Below are 18376 nucleotides of genomic sequence, written 5' to 3'. Positions count from 1 at the left end.
AGAATAGTCCGAAAGGTTCGCATGTTTAGTCGAGGGAGTGCATGGTGAGGATCGTCGGGTACCAGGCGCCGAACGGCGTCGAGATCGCGGCGCGTGCGCCCGACGGACTCATACCGCTCTGCGCCGTCGACACCTTCTGGACGGATCCAGCGGGCTGGGTCGCCCGGGCACCCGATATTGCCGAACGAATGGCCGCGGAGTCGGTAACCCTGGTCCCGCCCGTGCTCCCCTCGGCTCGGGTGCTCTGCCTCGGCCTGAACTACCGCGCTCACGCAGCAGAGGGTTCCTTCGGCGTGCCGGACTACCCGCTCATCTTCGGCCGGTGGACGGCGTCGCTCACCGTGGATGGCGCCCCGACGACGGTTCCCATCGACGAGGACGGGCTGGATTGGGAAGCAGAGATCGCAGCCTTCGTCGGAGCGCCGCTGAAGAACGCCGATGCCGACGAGGCGCGGGCGGCCGTAGTTGGGTATGCGACGTTCAACGACCTCAGCGCGCGGCGCGCGCAAAAGTTGACCGCGCAGTGGACCCTCGGCAAGAACGCCGACGCATCTGGCCCGATCGGCGACCTGGTGACTGCGGACGAGGTGGGCGACCTGCGCGATGGCCTCAGGGTGACCTGCCGAGTTAACGGCGAAGTAATGCAGGATGGCAACAGCCGCGACATGATCTTCGAGCTGGGTTCCGTGCTAGCGCTCGTAAGTCGCACGATGACCCTCAACCCCGGCGACATCCTCGTGACAGGCACCCCCGAGGGGGTCGGCTACACCCAAACTCCCCCGGTACTCCTCGGCCCCGGCGATGTGGTCGAGGTCGAGGTCGAGAGACTCGGCATTCTGCGCACGCCGGTGATCGCCGACTCGTGACGGGTCAGGCCAGCTGCTTCTCGAAGCACATCGAGTTGGTCACGGCGCGGTACGGCTCGTAGACCGGGATGGGGCGGTAGCCGATGCGGGAGTACAGCGCGACCGCGTCGGGCTGCCGGTCGCCGGTCTGCAGGATGACGGAATCCGCACCGCACTCGCGCGCGGCCTCTTCGATCGCGGCCATCATGAGGCGGCCGACGCCGGCGCCGCGAGCCTGCGGCAGCACGATCACGCGCTTGACCTCGTAGCGGCCGGCCAGGCGGCGCAGCGCGGCGTGCGCGACGGCCTCGCCGGCATCGTCGATGCCGAGCACGACGGCGACGACGTCGGCCGGGTCGAGCGCGAAGGCGACGGCGGCCTTCGAGGCGAAGTCGGGGTCGTCGTCGTGGCGGCCGGTGTAGCGCTCGACGATCTCGCGGTCCATGAGTTCGCGCAGTGCGACGGCGCGCGGATCTGTCCACGGCACGCGGATGGTTCTGATGGTCACGTTCTCGAATCGTTCTGTTGCAGGTGGGAGGGGCAAACCCTCGGGACGCGAAAGATGGCGGGCCGCGCTGTGCGCGGGCCCGCCATCCGGATACTACGGAGTGCTGGTGACTACTTGGCGCCGACGGTGGCCGAGGCGTTCGACTCGTACGACGTGTTGGTCGACTCGAAGAAGTTGACCAGCTGCAGGGTGTCGTTCGCCGCAGCCATCCACTTCGCCGGGTTCGACACGTTGTAGTGTGCTTCGAAGCCGAGCTCCTCGAGGCGACGGTCGGCCAGGTACTTGACGTACTGGTTGATGTACGTCGCGTTGAGGCCGAGGATTCCGCCGGGGAGCAGGTCGTGGTTGTACTGCTCCTCCATCTCGACGGCGTCGAGGATCATCTGCTTGATCTCGGCGGCGAACTCCTCCGTCTGCAGGTCGGGGTTCTCCTCGAGCACGGTCAGGATGAGGTTGATTCCGAACTTGAGGTGCAGGCTCTCGTCGCGAACGACCCAGTCCATGAGCGAACCGAAGTTGCGCAGCAGGTTGCGCTGGCGGAACGACAGGGCGACCATGAAGCCCGAGTAGAACCAGATGCCCTCGAGGATGACGTTGTACGCAACGAGGTTGCGAACGAAGTCCTTCTTGCCCTCGGTGGTGGTGATGTCGAGGGTCTGCTCGGTCATGCGCTTGATGTAGCGCACCTCGAACTCTTCCTTGCGGGCCATCGACGGGATGTCGACGTGCGAGTTGTACGCGGCCTCACGGTCGATCGGGAAGGTCTCGAGCACGTACTCGAACGACATGCAGTGGTTGGCTTCTTCCCACATCTGCTTCGCGAGGTACAGGCTGCACTCCGCCGCGTTGATGTAGGGGTAGACGCCGAACGCGAGGGCCTTGTTGACCAACAGTTCGTTCGGGTTGAAGTAGCTCATCAAGAAGGTGACGGCGTGACGTTCCTCGTCGGTCATCTTCTTGAAGTCGGCGATGTCCTCGCCGAGCTGGATCTCGTTCGGGAACCAGGTGTTGGCGACGGCCTGGTCGTACAGGTCCATGGCCCACTGGTAGCGGATTGGCTTGAGCAGGAGGCCCTCTTGCAGGCCGGTGCCGAGAATACCCATTGTCTTAGTTCTCTCTTGTCGCTGTTCGAAGATGAAAAGTCTGGAGCGGAGTCACGGGTGGCCGCCTACTGGCAGCTGTCGCACTGCAGGTCGTCCATCGGGTCGACCGGTACGAAGTATTCGAACGGAGCCGCCTCGAACGGAGCCACCTCAACGGTGTCGCCCTCCACCTCAGTGTGCCCGTCGAAGGTGGACGTCTGCCCGGCGAAGGCCTGCTCCGTGTAAGTCAGGGTTCCCATCAGCTGTCACCCTTCGAGACTCCGCCGAACCCGAAACCCTTGCGGGGTGCGGATGCCGGTGCCGCGGCCTGCTCGGCGGGAACGGGCACGACCGTGGCCGCCGACGGGGCGCCGAAGCCGCGCTTGGCACCCGAACCGAGTCCCTCCGCCTTGTTGACCTTGACGGTGGACTGCTCTGCCGTGTGCCGGGGCTTCATGTGCAGGTAGTACGTCGTCTTGACGCCGCGCTCCCACGCTCCCATGTAGATGTCCATCATGTCGCCGAGGTCGCGCGTCTCGAGGTACATGTTGCGGCTGATGGCCTGGTCGATCCACTTCTGCGCACGGGCCGCGACCTCGAGGAACGCGTACGGCGAGAGCTGGAAGCTCGTCTTGTACGTGGCCTTGACGTGGTCGGGGATCGAGTCGATGTTCTGGATGTCGCCCTGGCTGCGCAGGATCGTCTCGCGGGTCGAGTCCCAGATGCCGAGCTTCTGCAGATCGGTGACCAGGTTGCGGTTCACCTCGAGGAACTTGCCGTTCGAGGTGGCGCGGCTGAAGATCTGCGAGAACTGCGGGTCGAGGCCGGGGGTGGTGCCGGCGACGAGGCCGATCGACGCGGTCGGGGCGATCGCCATCAGGGTCGCGTTGCGCATTCCGCCGGCGACCTTGGTGCGCAGGGCATCCCAGTCGAGGCGGGTGGTGCGGTTGACGGCGACGGGGATGCCACGGTCTGCCTCGGTGAGCGCGATGCTGTCGAGCGGCACCATGCCCTTCGACCAGCCGGAGCCCTCGAAGTTCGCGTACGAGCCGCGCTCACGGGCGAGGTTGGCGCTCTCGTCGATGGCCGCGTAGGAGACGTGCTCCATGATCTCGTCGATCAGGTCGTACGACTCTTCGCTCTCGTAGCTGACGCCGAGGCGCTCGACCACGTCGGTGAAGCCCATGACGCCGAGGCCGACGGCGCGGTTCTGCTCGTTCGAGAAGTCCGCCTCCTTGACCGACGAGCGGGTGATGTCGATGAGGTTGTCGAGCTGGCGCACGGCGAGGCGCGCGCTCTCCGCGATCTTCGCGTAGTCCACCGTGAGGCGACCGTCGACCGTAGAGAGGTGCTGCGACAGGTTGATCGACGCGAGGTTGCAGACCGACACGTTGTCTTCGTCCTGCGGGAGGGTGATCTCGGTGCAGAGGTTCGACAGGTGGATGGTGCCCGTGTTGTTGTTCAGGGCACGGTTGTTGATCGTGTCCTTCCAGGTGAGCCACGGGTGCGAGGTGGTCTGGAGCGAGATGAGAATCGACTTGAACTGCTCGCGCGCCTTGATGCGCTTGAACATGCGCAGCTTGCCGGCGTCGGCGAGGGCGACGTACTCGGCGTAACGGGCGCTGAACTCCTTGCCGTAGAGCTCGTTGAGGTCGGAGACCTCGAGCGGGTCGAACAGGTACCAGTCCTGGTCGTTCTGCACGCGCTTCATGAACTCGTCGCTGATCCATACCGCGGTGTTGGCGGTGCGGGTGCGGCGGTACGGGTCGCCGGAGTTCTGGCGGAGGTCGAGGAACTCGGGAAAGTCGAGGTGCCAGTTCTCCATGTAGAAGCAGAGGGCACCGAACTTCTTGCCGCCGCGGCTGACCGCGCGCAGGATCGAGTCGATGGTGTGCATGAACGGGATCGGCCCGGTGGACGACGTGTTGTTCGACCGGATGGGCGAGCCCTGGGCGCGCAGCTTGGTGACCGAGAGGCCGATGCCGCCGGTTCCCTTGGTCAGCCACATGACATCGCGGGTGGTCTTCGCGATGTGCTCGATGTCGTCCTGCATCTCCATGACGAAGCAGTTCGCGAGCTGCGGGTAGATCGTTCCGGCGTTGACGAGCGTGGAGCCGGCGGCGAGGTACTCGAGCTTGGCCATCTTCTCGTAGAAGACGATCGCCTGGGCGGTCGGGTTGGCCTCGTTGAGCGACAGGCCCATGGCGATGCGCATCCAGAAGTACTGGGGAACCTCGAGGGCGTCGCCGTTGCGGCCCTTGATGCCGTACCGGTTGTTGAGCGTGACGACGCCGATGTACTTGAGCAGGTCGTCGTGCACCGGGTCGAGGGCGGCCGCGAGCACGTCGAGGTCGAACATCTCGATCAGGCGGGGGTCGAGGAGCTTCTCCTCGACCCCGCGGGTGATGTTGATGGCGAAGTGTGCCGCGTGCAGCGACTTGAGTTCGTCGGCGGTCTCGTAGTCTCCGAGCACGCGCTTGTAGATGGTCTTGAGGAGCAGTCGCGCGGCGACCGTGTCGAAGGCCGGGTCGTCCTTGACGTTCTGCAGGGCGACCTGGATGACGGCCTCGTCGAGCTGCTGGGTGGAGATACCGTCGAAGAGGGTGATCTCGAGCTCGGACGCGATCTGGGTGACCCAGGCGATGTTGCCGTCGAGGCCAGCGCTCGCGTGCTCGATGGCGAGGTTGATCTTGTTGGCGTCGTATGGCTCTCGTTCGCCATTGCGCTTCACTACGGTAATTGCCACGAAAAATAACTCCCTTGCGTCCCCGGTTTTAAACAGTTCAGTGAAATCAGTTGCAGGCACCGGCGACGCCGGTAAAACGCGGCCGCACCTGGTTCTGCCCCCCAAACCGACAGCTGCGGTTGGACAGTTCAATCACTATATACGGGCCCTCTGACAATCTTGCATCGCAATATGTAGTGGGCGTGTCATCCACAGGTGTGTATAAGTTCGCGGACTTATGCACAGGCTAGGGTCCACCGCCGACACTCCGCGGAGCCCCCGCCACAGCTAGGCTGAACCCTCGTGAGCAGCTACGCAGACCTGTTGAGAACCCCGGGGGTTGCCCGCATCATCGGCGCACAACTGACGGCGCGTTTTCCCAATGGGATGCTGTCGCTCGCCTACCTCCTGCACGTCGAGGGCATCACGGGCTCCTATGGTGCGGCGGGCCTCGTTCTCGCGGCCACCAGCGTCGGCCAGGCCGTCGCGGGGCCCCTCACCAGCCGCTGGATGGGCATCTGGGGCATGCGCCGCGTGCTCGTGCTCACCCTCATCGTGTGTGCGATCTCGATGGGCGCGGTCGCGCTGCTCGTGCTGCCGGTCTGGGCGTACATGCTCATCGGCCTGGTCGGCGGCCTCGCCACCCCGCCCGTGCAGCCCGCGGTGCGCACCATCTATCCGAAGATGGTCAACTCGCGCCAGCTCACCCCGCTGTTCTCGCTGGACGCGTCGGCCCAGGAGATCATCTGGGTCGCGGCTCCCGTGGTCACCACCTTCATCGCCACCCAGGTCTCGACCACCACGGCAATCCTCGTCGCGATGGCGTTCCTCGTGGGCGGCGGCTCGTGGTTCATCGCCTCGCCCGAGGTGGGCAGGGTACGCATCCCCCGCAGCCGCCGCTCGATCGGCAAGGTACTCGCGCGCCGACCGGTGCTGCTGGCGACCATCACCGGGTTCCTCCTGGTCGGGGCATGTGCCGCCGTCGAGGCTTCCGTGGTCGCGAGCTTCGGCGAGGGGTCGGCGGACTCCGGCATCGTGCTGGCCATCTGGGCGATCGCATCGCTGGTCGGCGGGCTGTCGTTCGGCCACATCCCGATCGGGCCGTGGGCGCTCTCCCGCCGCATGTTCGTCGTGTTCATCGGCATGACCCTGGCGATCTTCGCCTCGGGCTTCTGGTCGCTCTCGGCCGCACTGCTCGTCGCCGGCATCACCCTCGCGCCAGCACTCGCCGTGATGTTCGCCATCGTGTCGGCGAGCGTCAAGTTCAGCGAGACCGCGGAGGCGTACGGCTGGGCGGGCACCGGGCAGCTCATCGGTGCGGCCATCGGGTCGGCGTTCGCCGGGTTCCTCATCGACGCCAACGGGCCCGTCGGCGGCTTCTGGGTCGCCGCCGCATTCGCCGGCGTCGGCTTCATCGTTCCCACGGTGTTCGTGCGGTGGCACCCCGACCTCCGCGAGCGTGACGCGAGCCCCAGCCCCGACACGGAGCCGGTCGCCGTCCAGCCGAGCTGAGCCCGCATTACGCTGAGGCCGTGAACACCTCAGCGAACCAGGCGGCGCGGTCCCTCGAGAACAACAAGTACGTCGAACTGCTCGCGCGGCTCGGCTATGCCGTCAATGGCATCCTCCACCTGCTCATCGGCGGTATCGCCATCGGTGTCGTCACCGGCTCGGGGTCGGGATCCGCCGACCAGTCCGGTGCCCTGGGGCAGCTCGCCAGCACCCCCGGCGGTGTCGCCGTGCTCTGGGTCGTCACGGTCGGCCTGTTCGCGCTCGCGCTCTGGCAGGTGTTCGAGGCGATCCTCGTGCCCGCCCAGGAGGAGAAGCGCAAGTGGGCGCACCGCGCGGTGGAGTTCGGCAAGGCCGTGGCCTACGTCGCCGTCGGAGTCACGGCCTTCACGTTCGCGAGCGGCGGCTCGTCGAGCTCGTCGGGAGACACGCAGAGCCTCAGTGCGACCGTGCTGGGCGCCCCCGGCGGCGTGCTGCTGCTGACGCTGCTCGGCCTCGCCGTCGTCGCGATCGGCGGGTACTTCGTGTTCAAGGGCGTGACCCAGAAGTTCAGGGAGGACATCTCGATCCCCGCGAAGCCGGCGGGCACCGCCGTCACGGCACTCGGCGTGGCCGGGTACGTCGCCAAGGGCATCGCGATCGCCGTCGTGGGCATCCTGCTGGTCGTCGCCGCGTTCACCGTCGACCCCAGCCAGGCCACCGGCCTCGACGGCGCGCTCAAGTCGCTCCTCGAACTGCCGTTCGGCAGCATCATCCTGGTGCTCGTCGGCGCCGGGCTCATCGCGTTCGGCATCTACAGCTTCGCGCGCGCCAAGTACGCCCGGCTGTAACCGACACTGCCCGCCCGCGTTCCGAGGAGCGCGAGCGGGCAGGTCGAGTGTTCTGTTCGGTACTACCAGCGCGGGTGGATCGCGGCGCGGAAGTAGCGGTCGTACAGCTCGGAGACCGCGGCGTCGAACTGGGTCGGCAGCTGCGCGGCCGATCCCGCGACGGCGTTCGACTTCGCCTGCTCGACGATGCGTGCCCCGGGGATGACGCTGCTGACGCCGTCGAGCTGGGCGATCCAGGCGAGGGCGGCCTGCGGGGTGGTGAGCCCGGTGTCCGCGGCCAGCGCGGCGAACTCCTGGGCGGCGGCGACGCCGCTCTCGTAGTCGACGCCGGAGAAAGTCTCCCCTACGTCGAATGCCGAACCGTCACGGTTGTAGTTGCGATGGTCGTTCTCGGCGAACGTCGTGTCGGCGGAGTACTTGCCGCTGAGCAGGCCGGAGGCGAGGGGAACGCGCGCGACGATTCCGACGCCGGCGGCAGCGGCGGCCGGGAGCACCTCGTCGAGTGGCTTGAGGCGGAAGGCGTTGAGGATGATCTGCACCGTCGCGACACCGGGGTGTTCGATGGCGGCGAGGGCCTCTGCCGCGGTCTCGACGCTCACGCCGTACGCGGCGATGGCGCCATCCTGAACCAGGGTGTCGAGGGCGTCGTACACGGCCGGGGTGGAGAAGACGGCGGTCGGCGGGCAGTGCAGCTGAACGAGGTCGAGAGTGTCGACGCCGAGGTTGGCACGGGAGCGGTCTGTCCACTCGCGAAACTTCGCCAGGGTGAAGTTCTCGGCGTTCTGCGCCTCGCGACGGCCCATCTTGGTGCCGACGGTGATGCCGTGGCCCGGGTTGTCTGCGAGGTACGCGCCGATGGTCTTCTCGCTCTGTCCGTCGCCATAGACGTCGGCGGTGTCGAAGAAGGTGACCCCGGATTCGACGGCGGCGTCGAGGATGGAGCGGGCGGTGGTGGCGTCGACGTCGCCCCAGTCGGATCCGAGCTGCCAGGTGCCGAGGCCGATTACAGAGACTGTGCGGCCGGTGCGGCCGAGGGTACGTGTGTGCATCGTGTCAGGCTACCCGGGGAGCCGAGCGACGCTCCATTTCGGCGGGGGCCTTGACGCGGCCGACGTACAAGTGCCCGCAAACGTTGGGTGGTGGCCCGCGCGACGCGAACCATACAGTGAGCCCATGAGGCGACGGTGGGGTGTGGCGACGATGGTGGCGGTGGGCGTGCTGCTCGCGGGATGCACGGGGTCCGGGGCGTCGAGCGAGGATTACGCGCCCGCGATCGGGCAGACGGAACCCGGGTTCGCCGAGCCGTATGTCGAGCCGGGCGCGCCGCAGCCGGACGCGACGACCGGGGACGGCGAACAGGGCAGTGGCGGCAGCGGCGACACGGGCACCTCGGCTGGTTCCGACCCGACCGCCGAGGCCGACCCCGCACGTGAGGTGATCAGCGAGGGCTACGTCATCGTCAGCGTCGACGATCCGATCGAGGCGGCGGATGACGCGGCGAGCCTGGTCGAGGCGGTGGGCGGGCGCATCGACGCCCGCACCGAGCAGCCGGCGGTCGACGACGACGGTGCAGCAGACGGCGCCTCCCGCGACGGTGCGCTCGGCGACGGCGCGCTCGGCGACACGGCGGTCGGCACCAGCTCGGGCTCCTCCGGCGGCACGTATCCCGGCCCCGTGCCCGGCACGGAGGCGAGTGCCCGGCTCGTGGCGCGCATCCCCGCGAGCGCCCTGACGGAGACCCTGGGCGGCATCAAGGAACTCGGCGAGTACCAGGAGGGGTCGCTGTCGGCCACCGACGTGACCTTCGAGGCGCGCGACCTCGACGCGCGCATCACCGCGCTATCGACCTCGGTCGACCGGCTCGTCGGGCTGCTCGCCACCGCAGAGACCACGGAAGACCTGCTCACGGTCGAGACCACGCTTTCGCAGCGGCAGGCAGACCTCGAGAGCCTGCAGTCGCAGCGGCGGTCCATCGCCGAGCGCGTCGACCTCGCCACGGTGACCATCACGCTCACGTCGGAGGCGTCGGTGCCGCCGGACGCCCCCGATACGTTCCTCACCGGGCTGGTCACCGGATGGACCGCGCTCGTCGCCTTCCTCGGCGGCGCGCTCGTCGCGACGGGCGTCGCGCTGCCCTGGATCGTCGTCGTCGCAGTGCTCGCGCTGGTGGCCGCCGCGGTTGTCCGGCGGGTCTCCCGCCGTCGCGCGTCCCGACTCGCGTCGGACGGAGAGAGTCCGACTCAGGATTCTGGGCACAGAATAGAGGAATGACGTCGACTAACTGGGCAGGCAACCTCCGCTACAACGCCGTGATGCTGGAGGAACCGACCTCCACCATCGAACTGCAGGAGCTGGTGCTGCTGAGCCCCCGGGTTCGCGCACTCGGCAGCAGGCACTCGTTCAACGCGATCGCCGACACCCTCGACACCCAGGTCTCGCTGGCGAAGATGCCGACCGAGATCGAGATCGACGCCGAGGCCAGAACCGTCACCGTCAGCGCGGGCGCCCGCTACGGCGACTTCGCGCAGGAACTCGCCACCGCAGGCTGGGCCATCCACAACCTCGCATCGCTCCCCCACATCTCCGTCGCCGGCGCGATCGCGACCGGCACGCACGGCTCCGGCGACAGCAACGGAAACCTCGCCACGGCGGTGGCCGGCCTCGAGCTGGTCACGGGCACCGGGGATGTCATCTCCGTGCGCCGCGGGGAGCCGAACTTCGACGGCATGGTCGTCTCGCTCGGCCTCGCCGGCATCGTCACCCGCGTCACCCTCGACATCGAGCCGTCGTTCGAGGTGCTGCAGGACGTGTGGGAGAACCTGCCGTGGGAGCAGCTGTTCGCCAACTACGACGCCATCACCAGCGCCGCATACAGCGTGAGCCTGTTCACCCACTGGGGTGACGACGGCATCACGCAGGCGTGGCTCAAGTCACGGACCGATGACCCGCGCTCCGCAGCCATCGGCGACGATTTCTATGGCGCGACGCGGCAGCAGCGGCAGCGGCATCCACTGCCCGACATCGACGCGTCGGTCACCACGACCCAGCTCGGTGTCGCCGGCCCGTGGTGGGATCGCCTACCGCACTTCAAGCTCGAGTTCACCCCCAGCAACGGCGAGGAGCTGCAGAGCGAGTTCATCGTGCCGCGGCGCAACGCGGTCGCGGCGATCGAGGCCGTGCGCGCACTCGCACCGAGCATTCGCCCGCACCTGCTCGTCAGCGAGCTGCGCACCATGACCGGCGATTCGCTCTGGCTGAGCCCGAGCCACAGCGAGGACTGCATCGGCATCCACTTCACCTGGAAGCAGGACATCCCCGAGGTCGAGGCCGTGCTGCGCGACCTTGACGTTGCGCTGCGTCCGTTCGAGGCGCGTCCGCACTGGGGCAAGCTCTTCGAGACGGATGCTGCCACCATCGCCGCGCTCTACCCGCGCCTCGACGAGTTTCGCGCCCTCGTCTCCGAGCTCGACCCCGACGGGCGTTTTCGCAACGAGTTCGTCGACCGGTGGATCTTCGGCTGAGCTGACGTCGCGGGCGCTCAGCTGCTGATCGTCATCGACGCCACGAGGTCGCCGTCGACGACGAACTCGAACGTGCTCGCGCCGGTGAAGCCGGAGCCGCCGACCTCCACCTGCACGATCGTGACGTCGTCGGTGGTCTCGACCGAGAGCACCTCGAGGGTGGCGTCGGCGCCGATGAACTCGGCATCCGACCAGCGGCGAATCTCGTCGTGCCCGGTGAACACGCGGTCGCCGTCTTCGACGAAGCCGTCGACGGTGATGCTGTCGAGAAAGTCATCGGTGTCGCCCGCGTTGGCGGCGTCGATCAGTATCGCGATGGGTGTCGGAAGTGCGTCGGCCACGATGTCCCCCTCGAAGCTGGTGCGGTTACCCGCGCGGGCGACCGGTGGAGTGGTTGTGCGCACGATCCTGTCGCACCGCGCCCCCGGCGGGCAATAGTCGGGGGTCGAACGGCGGCGACCGGGCGGGCAGCACCCGCTCCCGCCCGGTCAGCGGCGGCTACCGCGCGAACTGGGCCTCGCGGGGAGCGTCGGCCGCGGCCTTCTCGGCGAGCAGCTCGCGCACGCGCGGGATGACCTGCTCGCCGTACAGGCGGATGCTGTTCATCATGTTCTCGTGCGGCAGCGGACCCGAGGTGTACTTGAGGTCGAAGCGCGACAGCCCCAGCACGTGCACGGTGTGCGCGATCTTCTGCGCGACGGTCTCCGGCGATCCGACGTAGGTCGATCCCTGCGGGCCGGCTTCCTGGTCGAAGTGCTGGCGGGTCATCTCGCCCCAGCCGCGGTCGCGGCCGATGCGGTTGAACATGACGCGGTTGTGCGGCCACAGCTCTTCGCGGGCCTGCTCGTCGGTCTCGGCGACATAGCCGGGCGAGTGGATGCCGATGGGCTGCGTCTCGTGCCCGAACTGGGCGAGCGCGCGGTGGTAGAGGTCGACGTAGGGGCGGAACCGGTCGGACGCCCCGCCGATCACGGCGAGCATCAGCGGCAGGCCGTACTTCGCGGCGCGCACCACCGATTCCGGGCTGCCGCCGACGCCGATCCAGGTGCGCATCGAGCCGGCCGCGGTCTTCGGGTACACGTGCTGGTCGACGAGCGGGGGACGGATGCTTCCGCTCCAGGTAACCGCGTCCTCCTTCAGCAGCGCGGCGAAGAGGTCGAGCTTCTCCTCGAACAGGCGGCTGTACTGGTCGAGCTCGTACCCGAACAGCGGGAACGACTCGGTGAACGAGCCGCGGCCGAGGATCACTTCGGCACGACCGTTCGAGACCGCGTCGAGCGTGGCGAAGCGCTGGAACACCCGGATCGGGTCATCCGAGCTCAGCACGGTCACCGCGGAACCGAGCTTGATGTGGCTGGTCTGGGCGGCGATGGCCGCGAGAACCACCTCGGGCGACGAGATCGCATAGTCGTCGCGGTGGTGCTCCCCGATGCCGATGAAGTCGATGCCGAGGGAATCGGCGAGCACCGCCTCCGCCACGACGTTGCGGATCACCTGGGGGTACGGCAGCGTCTCTCCGCTGTCGTCGACGGTCACGTCGCCGAACGTGTCGAGACCGAACTCCACCTGCTGCGTCATAGTCGCCAACTCCACTCAATGCGTTTGTATGTATTCGGGTCAACTATAGGCACCGGAAGGATATTCCCGCCTGGGTGTCGAGTCGTCCGACCGCCGGCGGAAGATGTGCGGCGTCGGGAAATGCGAAAACCCCCGGTTTCCCGGGGGTTTCAGTGGACCCTAGGAGATTCGAACTCCTGACCTCCTCGATGCGAACGAGGCGCGCTACCAACTGCGCCAAGGGCCCTCGCGTGAACAACGTTATCAGGGTTCTCGGACTGCTATCCGCGCACCTACCAGCGCGGTGGATGCGCGGCGCGGCATCGAGATCGGAGGCCTGGGGGCGGTCGCCCCCGGCCCGGCTACGGTCGAGCGTCTCGTGCTCGCGCTACCCGGCGCGGCGGATGCGCAGCACGGCGTCGAGGTCGGGCGTCTCGGCCGGGGCGTCGTCGATGATGCCCATGCTGGCGAACCGGCTCTGCGGGCCACCGTTCGAGGCCGGCGCGGCAGTCGCGACGGTTCGGGCGGCGGGCTCGGCGCGACGGGCGATGGATGGCACGCCGAACAGCACCTCGGCTTCGCGCTGGGCGAGCTCGGCCGCCTCGGCCTCGGCGGTGAGCTGCTCGCGCGCGAGGGCGAGGGCGGCCTGGCTGACCCGCGCCTGCGGGGTCGGCGTCGACAGGTAGAGCGGCTTGGGCAGCGGTACCGGCATCCAGCTCGAGGCGACGGCCTCCTCGGCGACGGGCTCCTCGATGAGGGCCTCGAACGACGAGGCGGTGCGGCGCGGGGCGGCCGCGACCTGCGTCGGGGCCTGCACGGCGGCGGGGCGACGACGCGAGACGGTCGCCATGCGGGTGAGCATGGCGACGGCGAGTGCGGCGACGATGGCCCCGGTGATGACGATGCCGGCGGAGGCGACTGCGGGCACCGCCCCGATGACGATGGCGACCAGCGACAGTGCGAGCACCGACGTGGTGGCGAGGCGCGAGATGCGCAGGCGGCGGGCGGTCTGCGTGCGCGCGGCCGTGGCCATGGTGCCGGGCACGAGCAGCGAGCGGGTGTGGGCGGCAGCGGCGGCCATCGCCTGTTCCTTCGCGAGGGCCTCAGCCTGGGCCTTCTCGTGCTCGATGCGCAGGAGCCTGCGCTGCTCGGCGACGTCGCGGGCGGTGCTCTCCACGCGAACGGTCTCCGGCACCTCTGCGGTCTGCGCGAGGATGCGGAGGGTCTGCTGCAGGCGCACGGCGTTGCGCTCGGTGGCGAGGTATTCGCGGCGGCGGAACCAGGTCGGCATCAGGTAGACGAGCCAGAGAAGTGCGGCAAGCGCAATGACCACGCTCGACCCAAGACCCTGAACACCCATGGGGTTAAGGCTATGAGAGCGCGGGTTGTCGATCCCTCATTCCGCGGGGTGTGTCTGCCCTCACTTGGGAGTTGTCAGCGGATTCTTAAGGTCGCGCCGCGCGGTGAATCGGGTGCAGGCAGCTCAGCTCGATGAGCCCAGACGGATGCCGCTGAGCGCCGCCGCGCGGTCGGCCGACGGAATCACGGCATTCGACACCGGCACGCGTCCGTCGAGCCAGCGACGCAGCACGCCGGTCGGCAGCTCTTCCACCACGAGGGCGAAGCAGAAGTGGTCGCGCCAGTCGCCGTTGATGTGGATGTACCGCCGGCGCAGCCCCTCGTAGCGAAAGCCGAGCTTCTCGACGACCCGCAGCGACGCCTCGTTCTCCGGGCGGATGCAGATCTCCATGCGGTGCAGCCCGGTGCGAAAGAAGCAGTAGTCGGTCGCGAGGGCGACCGCGGTGGGCGTCGCTCCCCGGCCGGCGAATCGCTCGGACACCCAGTAGCCGATGCTGGCGGAGCCGAGCGAGCCATAGGTGATCGACGAGACGTTCAGTTGCCCGGCCAGTTCGCCGTCGACCTCGATGACGAACGGCAGGCCGAGACCGGCACGGGCGTTCGCCTGCAGGCTGCGGATGCTCGCGCGGGTGTCGAAGTTCATCGGCCCGTGGGGGCTCGTCGCCTCCCACTTGCGCAGCCAGCCGCGGTTGTCGAGCAGCTCGCGCTCGAGTGCCCTGGCGTCGCGCAATCGGATGGGGCGGATGGTTATCGCACCCTCGCGCAGCGTGGGTATCGACGTCACCATTCGCTCAGTCTAGGTTGCCGACGTATTCCTTGAGCCATGGTCGAAGGTCGGGTCCGAGATCCTCGCGGTCAACCGCAAGCTGCACGATCGCCTTGATGTAGTCGAGGCGGTCACCGGTGTCGTACCGGCGGCCGCGGAAGACGAGTCCGTAGACACCGCCGCCGTTCTCGGGGTTGCCGGCCAGGGTCTCGAGGGCGTCGGTCAGCTGGATCTCGCCGCCCTTGCCCGGCTCGGTGTTCTCGAGCACCTCGAACACCTCGGGCTTCAGCACGTAGCGGCCGATGATGGCGTAGTTCGACGGCGCGGTTCCCGGGGCGGGCTTCTCGACCAGTCCGGTGATACGCACCACGTCGTCGTCGTCGGTCTCCTCGATCGTCGCCACACCGTACATGTGCGCGACCGCCGGGTCGACCTCGAGCAGGGCCACGATGCTGGCGCCGCGCTTCTCGCACTCCTCGATCATGCGCGTCAGCAGCACATCGCGGGCGTCGATCAGGTCGTCACCGAGCAGAACCGCGAACGGCTCACGGCCGACGTGCATCTTCGCGCGCAGCACCGCGTGCCCGAGGCCCTTGGGGTCCCCCTGGCGCACGTAGTGCATGTCGGCGAGTTCGGTGGAGTAATTCACCTTCTGCAGGCGGTCGGTGTCGCCCTTCTTGAGGAGGGTCGCCTCCAGCTCGCCCACCCGGTCGAAGTGGTTCTCGAGCGCGTTCTTGTTGCGCCCCGTGATCATCAGCACGTCGGTCAGGCCGGCGGCGACCGCCTCCTCGACGACGTACTGGATCGCCGGCTTGTCGACGACAGGAAGCATTTCCTTCGGCATCGCCTTGGTTGCGGGAAGAAAACGAGTGCCAAGGCCCGCCGCGGGGATCACTGCCTTGGTGAGTGTGAAAGCCATTCGGCCACCGTACTATGCGACCGGTTGCCTCGTCGCATACGCGGCCGCGCCGTACCCCCGACCTATAATTGCCGCATGCCGGCCGACCCGCGTCACCGCAAGCGAGCCCTCCGCGTCGAGCTGAGGGAACTCCGCCGCCAACGAACGGCCAGGGACCAGGATGCCGCGACCCTGGCCATCACCGACCACCTGCGTTCCCTCGCCACCGGGGTCGGCGCGAAATCGGTCGCCGCGTACCTCCCGTCCACCGACGAGCCGAACATCCGCCCGTTCATCGACTGGGCGATCGCCGCCGGGGTCACCGTACTGATGCCGGTGTCGCGTGACGACGGGCTGCTCGACTGGGCGGTCACCGACGGCCTGCACGAGCAGGAGGGCGCGCACGGCATGCCGGAGCCGGTCGGCGAGCTGCTCGGGCCGATCGCCATCAACGACGTCGACCTCATCCTTGTTCCCGCGTCGGCCGTCGACCGCACGGGCATGCGCATGGGCTGGGGCATGGGGTACTTCGACCGCACCCTCGGATCGATGGAACGGTGCCCGCCGGTCTATGCTGTGATCTTTGACAACGAGTTGCTCGATTCCGTGCCCAGTGAAGTGCACGACAAGCGCGTCGACGGTGTTGTGACACCCAGCGCGATCGTCACCTTCTGAGCCCTATCGAGGATGCAGTGCCCACTTACTCTTATCGCTGCACGCAGTGTTCGACCGCCTTCGACATCCAGCAGGCATTCACCGATGACTCGCTCACCGTGTGCCCGACCTGCGACGGGCGACTGCGCAAGGTATTCAGCGCCGTCGGCGTGAGCTTCACCGGCTCCGGCTTCTACCGCAACGACTCGCGCGCGGCCGACGCGAAGGCGAAGAAGTCGTCGGGGTCATCGTCATCGGGTGCGTCGGGCTCGTCGTCGTCGGATTCGTCGTCATCGTCCGATTCGTCGGGCTCCGGCTCGTCTGGTGCGGCGAAGTCGGAGTCATCGGGGTCGACGCCGGCTCCGGCATCCACCAGCACCGCATCAAGCAGCAGCAACAGCAACAGTTCCGCCTCGAGTAGCTGAGGAACCCCATGCTCTCTGGCTTCAAGAGCTTCATCCTGCGCGGCAACGTGATCGACCTGGCCGTCGCCGTGGTCATCGGCGCCGCATTCACGGCGATCGTCAACTCGCTCGTGACGAACATCTTCAACCCGCTGATCGGCGCGCTGTTCAACGCGTCGTCTCTCGATGACGCACTGATCGTGTCGATCCCGACGGTCAGCGGCGATACCGCGGAGCTCGCGTTCGGGGCCGTGCTCGCGGCGATCATCCAATTCGTCGTCGTGGCCGCGGTGGTCTACTTCGTGCTCGTGGTGCCGATCAACCGGCTCAGCACCGCGTCGTTCCTGCGACAGAAGGACGAGGAGACGGCGACGCCCGCGAACGTTCCGCCGACCGAGACCGAGCTGCTCATCCAGATCCGCGACCTGCTCGCGGGCCGGCCGTCGCCCGAGGGCGACCACACGCTGCAGACCAAGTAGCGCGGCGCCGCGGGGCGTACCTGCATTCAGAAATTGCAGCCCACTGGGTGGCCCGCACGCAGCACACGGCGATTGCCGCGACGTAGAGTCGGCCCATGCACCCACTCGCTCCCGGAATGCGGCGCCTCGGCACCGTTCTGCGCCGCCTGCCCGGCTCGTCCACCGCCGCCGCCACCCCCGAGCAGATCGCCCGCAGCAATGGGTCGGGAAGCGGGGCGGCCGTGCCGGAGCTCGCGGCATCCATCCTGATGGGCAGGCGCCCGCGATCGGTCACCGTGACGGACCGGCGGGCCGGCGACATCCCGGTGCGCGTCTACACGCCACGGGGAGACGCGACCGATCGCCCGCTCGTCGTCTACCTGCACGGCGGCGGATTCGTCTATGGCGACCTGCGCGGCGGCGACTGGATGTGCGGCATCGTGGCGGAGGCCGTCGGCGCCGTCGTCGTGTCGGTGGGCTATCGACTCGCGCCGCAGCATCCATTCCCCGCCGGCGTCGACGACAGCTACGCGGGCCTGTGCTGGGCGGCCGAGCACGCGGCGGAGCTGGGGGCGGATGCGACGAGGCTCGGGATCATGGGCGAGAGCGCCGGCGCCAATCTCGCGGCCGTTGCCGCCATCACCGCGCGCGACCGGGGCGGACCGGTGATCCGGCACCAGGCGCTGCTGTATCCGGTGACGGGGGCGTTCGACTCCGCGTCGCGGCGCGAGAATGCGAACGCATTCATCCTCAGCGGCGCCGACATGGAGCGGTTCGCCGAGCTGTATGCCGGCGACCCGCACGACTGGCGGGTGTCACCGCTGCTCGCCGAGTCGCTCGCGGGGCTGCCGCCCGCCCACGTCGTGGTCGCCGGGCACGATCCGCTGCACGACGACGGCGTGGAGTACGCCGCGGCGCTGCGCGCGGCCGGCGGTAGCGCAGAGCTGGTCGACTACCCGGCGATGCCGCACGGGTTTCTCAACTTTCCGCGCTTCGCCCGGGACGCCAAGCCCGCGATGGCCGTGGTCGCGACGGCGCAGCGGACGGCGCTGGCGCGCAGCTGACCCGGCGCCACGGCTGCGGCCGACCCTACCCCCAGTGCGGCGGCTTGTCGGCCCGCAGGCGGTCGTCGTTCTCGTCGTCGGTGTGCCGCGTCGGTTCGGGCTCGGGGGTCGGATCTGAGCCGGGCACAGCCTCGGTGGTCACCCGGCGTCGCCGACGAACGCCGGGCGGAGTGCCGGAAGCGCCGTCGGACGACGG

At 68.2% G+C, this 18376-nt stretch carries 19 protein-coding genes, 1 tRNA gene and 1 pseudogene; 9 read left to right on the top strand and 12 right to left on the bottom strand.

Going from position 1 to position 18376, the window contains the following annotated elements:
- The first annotated feature begins 41 nt into the window (after positions 1–41).
- Positions 42–866 carry a fumarylacetoacetate hydrolase family protein gene (locus G5S38_RS04370; protein WP_165064848.1) on the top strand — a complete coding sequence of 275 codons (825 nt, stop codon included), beginning with the start codon at positions 42–44 and terminating at the stop codon, positions 864–866.
- A gap of 4 nt (positions 867–870) precedes the next feature.
- Here G5S38_RS04370 and G5S38_RS04365 read toward each other — a convergent pair whose 3' ends face one another.
- The 4 genes from G5S38_RS04365 to G5S38_RS04350 all read right to left on the bottom strand — a co-directional run bounded on the left by G5S38_RS04365 (position 871) and on the right by G5S38_RS04350 (position 5181).
- Complete coding sequence (locus tag G5S38_RS04365; RefSeq protein ID WP_235928892.1) at positions 871–1353, bottom strand: GNAT family N-acetyltransferase; 483 nt, start codon at positions 1351–1353, stop codon at positions 871–873.
- 110 nt (positions 1354–1463) lie between these two features.
- Positions 1464–2456: a ribonucleotide-diphosphate reductase subunit beta gene (locus G5S38_RS04360; protein ID WP_165064845.1), complete on the bottom strand. Its 993-nt coding sequence runs from the start codon at positions 2454–2456 to the stop codon at positions 1464–1466.
- A gap of 65 nt (positions 2457–2521) precedes the next feature.
- Positions 2522–2695 carry a hypothetical protein gene (locus G5S38_RS04355; RefSeq protein ID WP_165064768.1) on the bottom strand — a complete coding sequence of 58 codons (174 nt, stop codon included), beginning with the start codon at positions 2693–2695 and terminating at the stop codon, positions 2522–2524.
- Positions 2695–5181, bottom strand: coding sequence for a ribonucleoside-diphosphate reductase subunit alpha (locus G5S38_RS04350; protein WP_201276573.1), 2487 nt, complete (start codon positions 5179–5181; stop codon positions 2695–2697). The genes G5S38_RS04355 and G5S38_RS04350 overlap by 1 nt, the downstream gene beginning before the upstream one ends.
- 282 nt (positions 5182–5463) lie before the next feature.
- On the opposite strand from G5S38_RS04350, the gene G5S38_RS04345 reads away from it, so the two are divergent.
- Complete coding sequence (locus G5S38_RS04345) at positions 5464–6672, top strand: MFS transporter (RefSeq protein ID WP_165064842.1); 1209 nt, start codon at positions 5464–5466, stop codon at positions 6670–6672.
- Positions 6673–6692: 20 nt separating this feature from the next.
- Complete coding sequence (locus G5S38_RS04340; RefSeq protein ID WP_165064840.1) at positions 6693–7499, top strand: DUF1206 domain-containing protein; 807 nt, start codon at positions 6693–6695, stop codon at positions 7497–7499.
- A gap of 62 nt (positions 7500–7561) precedes the next feature.
- Here G5S38_RS04340 and G5S38_RS04335 read toward each other — a convergent pair whose 3' ends face one another.
- Positions 7562–8548, bottom strand: coding sequence for an aldo/keto reductase (locus G5S38_RS04335; protein ID WP_165064837.1), 987 nt, complete (start codon positions 8546–8548; stop codon positions 7562–7564).
- Positions 8549–8672: 124 nt separating this feature from the next.
- On the opposite strand from G5S38_RS04335, the gene G5S38_RS04330 reads away from it, so the two are divergent.
- A complete protein-coding gene (locus G5S38_RS04330; protein ID WP_165064834.1) occupies positions 8673–9770 on the top strand; it encodes a DUF4349 domain-containing protein in 1098 nt (365 codons plus the stop codon).
- Complete coding sequence (locus G5S38_RS04325) at positions 9767–11020, top strand: FAD-binding protein (protein ID WP_165064831.1); 1254 nt, start codon at positions 9767–9769, stop codon at positions 11018–11020. Before G5S38_RS04330 ends, G5S38_RS04325 begins: the two co-directional genes overlap by 4 nt.
- A 17-nt stretch (positions 11021–11037) precedes the next feature.
- Here G5S38_RS04325 and G5S38_RS04320 read toward each other — a convergent pair whose 3' ends face one another.
- From G5S38_RS04320 to galU, 6 genes are all read right to left on the bottom strand, one after another.
- Positions 11038–11424, bottom strand: a complete 387-nt coding sequence (locus G5S38_RS04320) for a nuclear transport factor 2 family protein (protein ID WP_201276572.1) — start codon at positions 11422–11424, stop codon at positions 11038–11040.
- Between the two features lie 94 nt (positions 11425–11518).
- Complete coding sequence (locus tag G5S38_RS04315) at positions 11519–12598, bottom strand: LLM class flavin-dependent oxidoreductase (protein WP_165064828.1); 1080 nt, start codon at positions 12596–12598, stop codon at positions 11519–11521.
- Positions 12599–12751: 153 nt separating this feature from the next.
- Positions 12752–12824: transfer RNA gene (locus tag G5S38_RS04310), tRNA-Ala, on the bottom strand.
- Positions 12825–12965: 141 nt separating this feature from the next.
- A complete protein-coding gene (locus tag G5S38_RS04305; protein WP_165064825.1) occupies positions 12966–13937 on the bottom strand; it encodes a hypothetical protein in 972 nt (323 codons plus the stop codon).
- Positions 13938–14060: 123 nt separating this feature from the next.
- A complete protein-coding gene (locus G5S38_RS04300) occupies positions 14061–14723 on the bottom strand; it encodes a GNAT family N-acetyltransferase (RefSeq protein ID WP_165064822.1) in 663 nt (220 codons plus the stop codon).
- A 4-nt stretch (positions 14724–14727) separates the two neighbouring features.
- Positions 14728–15621, bottom strand: a complete 894-nt coding sequence (gene galU / locus G5S38_RS04295) for a UTP--glucose-1-phosphate uridylyltransferase GalU (RefSeq protein ID WP_165064819.1) — start codon at positions 15619–15621, stop codon at positions 14728–14730.
- A gap of 75 nt (positions 15622–15696) precedes the next feature.
- Between galU and G5S38_RS04290 the strand changes: the two genes are divergently transcribed.
- Both G5S38_RS04290 and G5S38_RS15905 read left to right on the top strand, forming a co-directional pair.
- Complete coding sequence (locus tag G5S38_RS04290; protein ID WP_165064816.1) at positions 15697–16275, top strand: 5-formyltetrahydrofolate cyclo-ligase; 579 nt, start codon at positions 15697–15699, stop codon at positions 16273–16275.
- 17 nt (positions 16276–16292) lie between these two features.
- Positions 16293–16433, top strand: a pseudogene (locus G5S38_RS15905) (FmdB family zinc ribbon protein); the annotation flags it as partial.
- Positions 16434–16447: 14 nt separating this feature from the next.
- Here G5S38_RS15905 and G5S38_RS15900 read toward each other — a convergent pair.
- On the bottom strand, positions 16448–16657 hold the full coding sequence (locus G5S38_RS15900) for a hypothetical protein (RefSeq protein WP_328796204.1): 210 nt from the start codon (positions 16655–16657) through the stop codon (positions 16448–16450).
- A gap of 30 nt (positions 16658–16687) precedes the next feature.
- Between G5S38_RS15900 and mscL the strand changes: the two genes are divergently transcribed.
- Positions 16688–17137, top strand: coding sequence for a large conductance mechanosensitive channel protein MscL (gene mscL, locus G5S38_RS04280; protein ID WP_165064810.1), 450 nt, complete (start codon positions 16688–16690; stop codon positions 17135–17137).
- 95 nt (positions 17138–17232) lie between these two features.
- Entirely contained in the window at positions 17233–18180 is a 948-nt protein-coding gene (locus G5S38_RS04275) for an alpha/beta hydrolase (protein WP_165064807.1), read from the top strand.
- Positions 18181–18376: the final 196 nt, after the last annotated feature.

Source organism: Marisediminicola senii (assembly GCF_011057645.1).
In the GTDB taxonomy this organism is placed as follows: Bacteria; Actinomycetota; Actinomycetes; order Actinomycetales; family Microbacteriaceae; genus Marisediminicola; species Marisediminicola senii.
Note: the sequence above shows the minus strand (reverse complement) of the source record. Positions and strands in the feature narration are given on the sequence as shown.

Bases quoted from the DNA above. Each gene is read 5' to 3' on its own strand.
- G5S38_RS04330 (WP_165064834.1), top strand. From the start codon at position 8,673: ATGAGGCGACGGTGGGGTGTGGCGACGATGGTGGCGGTGGGCGTGCTG.
- G5S38_RS04335 (WP_165064837.1), bottom strand. From the start codon at position 8,548: ATGCACACACGTACCCTCGGCCGCACCGGCCGCACAGTCTCTGTAATC.
- galU (WP_165064819.1), bottom strand. From the start codon at position 15,621: ATGGCTTTCACACTCACCAAGGCAGTGATCCCCGCGGCGGGCCTTGGC.
- G5S38_RS04315 (WP_165064828.1), bottom strand. From the start codon at position 12,598: ATGACGCAGCAGGTGGAGTTCGGTCTCGACACGTTCGGCGACGTGACC.
- G5S38_RS04300 (WP_165064822.1), bottom strand. From the start codon at position 14,723: ATGGTGACGTCGATACCCACGCTGCGCGAGGGTGCGATAACCATCCGC.
- G5S38_RS04275 (WP_165064807.1), top strand. From the start codon at position 17,233: ATGCACCCACTCGCTCCCGGAATGCGGCGCCTCGGCACCGTTCTGCGC.
- G5S38_RS04355 (WP_165064768.1), bottom strand. From the start codon at position 2,695: ATGGGAACCCTGACTTACACGGAGCAGGCCTTCGCCGGGCAGACGTCC.
- G5S38_RS04305 (WP_165064825.1), bottom strand. From the start codon at position 13,937: ATGGGTGTTCAGGGTCTTGGGTCGAGCGTGGTCATTGCGCTTGCCGCA.
- G5S38_RS04290 (WP_165064816.1), top strand. From the start codon at position 15,697: ATGCCGGCCGACCCGCGTCACCGCAAGCGAGCCCTCCGCGTCGAGCTG.
- G5S38_RS04325 (WP_165064831.1), top strand. From the start codon at position 9,767: ATGACGTCGACTAACTGGGCAGGCAACCTCCGCTACAACGCCGTGATG.
- G5S38_RS04360 (WP_165064845.1), bottom strand. From the start codon at position 2,456: ATGGGTATTCTCGGCACCGGCCTGCAAGAGGGCCTCCTGCTCAAGCCA.
- G5S38_RS04370 (WP_165064848.1), top strand. From the start codon at position 42: ATGGTGAGGATCGTCGGGTACCAGGCGCCGAACGGCGTCGAGATCGCG.
- mscL (WP_165064810.1), top strand. From the start codon at position 16,688: ATGCTCTCTGGCTTCAAGAGCTTCATCCTGCGCGGCAACGTGATCGAC.